Origin of the sequence: Methylobacterium sp. CCH7-A2 (genome assembly GCF_001557075.1) — a bacterium.
GTDB classification, from domain to species: Bacteria; Pseudomonadota; Alphaproteobacteria; order Rhizobiales; family Beijerinckiaceae; genus Allobosea; species Allobosea massiliensis.
Map to the genome: position 1 here is coordinate 1 of NZ_LSKN01000247.1, position 1619 is coordinate 1619.

Genomic DNA, 1619 nt, shown 5'->3' on the forward strand with positions numbered 1-1619 from the left:
AGAGGGGTCAGTTCCTCATGGCGTCAGGGGGGCAGTTTGTCGTGTCGCCTGACAGAAGGGTAACCCTGGAAAAAATCCTGCCCCCCATTTGACCAACAGGACGCGGTCGGCAGCGAGCGCCAGGCGAACCGCTGGGTCGGTCCGCAGGACAGACTCCATCAGGGGGACGATGGTCCGTTCGGTGCTCGCCCTACGGCTATTCTTTCCATTCGGCTTGCGCGGGTGTTGGGGCGGGGCCGGGTAAAATGCGTGAGCCGACACGACCAGTTCGTGTGACCAGAAGTCCAGCCTCAGGTGATTCTCACCATTCCAATTAAAATCCGGCGAAAAAGAGTAGCGCGTTCCTCCGATGTCGAGGATCTTCCGAGGATCGAGTGGCTTCTTGTTTGGGCGGCCAGCGGTAACATCCGCCGATTCGAACGCAATCTGGGCATCCAGAACGGAGCCGCGAGAGAAGGCGATCGTCGAGCGTGCGCATGTTGCAGCCGAACGCGTTGCCGTGATGATCTCTGCGGCAGAATTGGCAAAGCCATGATAGACGAGGTCAGCGGATTTGCCATCTGATGAAATTATTGTACCGTACCAGATACTTGGCTCATTGGATTTGAGTTTGGGGGTATAGACATCGGCATTTCGGAGCGTCGCCATCGTCATGATTGATGATCCTGTCGTTGAGCTTCCTGCTCGCCAGTGAGTTGCTCGCCGGCTCGGTCACTTACCGGTCGTAGCTCGCGATGCGGGTTGTATCGACTTCTCGTCGCTATAATGTTTCGAACAGCTGACGAAGTTTCACCTCTTCCGCGATGGCTGCTTAATGATGAATGTCGTCATTGAGCAGCATTGGTTCACATGAATTTTGTCACAGGTGCCGCATGCGCCATGGGCCTAAGTGGCCTCGCCCGAATTGCTCTTTGCTGTACGGATGATTGGAGAAGGTGGTCTGGACGGTCATTGTAAAGCCGCCGATGATAACATGAGGGGGCGGCAGGGCGACTTGTTGGCCCATCGACCGTTTGCCAAGATGCGAGCATGCCGATCCTCCGCTGGCTCGCCCGCCGCCGCGCCTTCAACCAGCTCGTCGAGCGGGAGGCGACGACGCTCGTCGAGCGTGAGGGTGGAGCCGGCTACTATACCGCCCGGGAACTGGCGCGTCGGGCGAGGGATCGCGACGATCTCGACGCGGCTAAGCTGTGGTGGCGGGTCTCCAGGCGCGTTGCCGCCATGACGGGGATCCAGCCGGGCTTGGCGAAGATGGGGCGGCCCGAAACCGATTGGTGATCAATCCTCGACGTCGTACTCCCTCGCCAGCCGGTCATAGGCATCCTCGACCGTGGCATCCTCGACCATGGCCCGCTCGACCTCGTCGTCGGGCACGGGGACGCCACCGAAGTGGCCCATGAAGGCGCGCGCCAGCCTAGGCTCCTGAAAGGCGAGCCGCAGCGTCGTGGCGGCCGGCGAGTGATCGACCACCTGGAACCCGATCTGCCACTCGCCGCACCAGGCCTCGATCCGGCGGAGGCGCTCAGGCGCCGCTGCCGGGTCAAGCTTGAGCTCAACCTGATGACGCCAGGGCTCAGACATCTTCGCCCCCGACCCGACGTCGGAGGGGCGTGTCGGTG

Annotated in this window: 3 protein-coding genes; 1 reads left to right on the forward strand and 2 read right to left on the reverse strand. The window is 61.1% G+C overall.

The genetic code is table 11. The features are described 5' to 3' along the window. Positions 1-15: 15 nt before the first annotated feature. A complete protein-coding gene (locus AX750_RS26220) occupies positions 16-654 on the reverse strand; it encodes a hypothetical protein (RefSeq protein ID WP_156462467.1) in 639 nt (212 codons plus the stop codon). A gap of 375 nt (positions 655-1029) precedes the next feature. Here AX750_RS26220 and AX750_RS19200 point away from each other — a divergent pair, with 375 nt between their 5' ends. Then, positions 1030-1278, forward strand: coding sequence for a hypothetical protein (locus AX750_RS19200; protein WP_066720192.1), 249 nt, complete (start codon positions 1030-1032; stop codon positions 1276-1278). On the opposite strand, the gene AX750_RS19205 is transcribed toward AX750_RS19200, so the two are convergent. Then, on the reverse strand, positions 1279-1619 hold a 341-nt coding region (locus AX750_RS19205), incomplete at its 5' end, for a hypothetical protein (RefSeq protein WP_210171820.1). It lies immediately after the preceding gene.

Coding starts and splice junctions, on each gene's coding strand:
- AX750_RS26220 (WP_156462467.1), bottom strand. CDS start 654: ATGACGATGGCGACGCTCCGAAATGCCGATGTCTATACCCCCAAACTC.
- AX750_RS19200 (WP_066720192.1), top strand. CDS start 1,030: ATGCCGATCCTCCGCTGGCTCGCCCGCCGCCGCGCCTTCAACCAGCTC.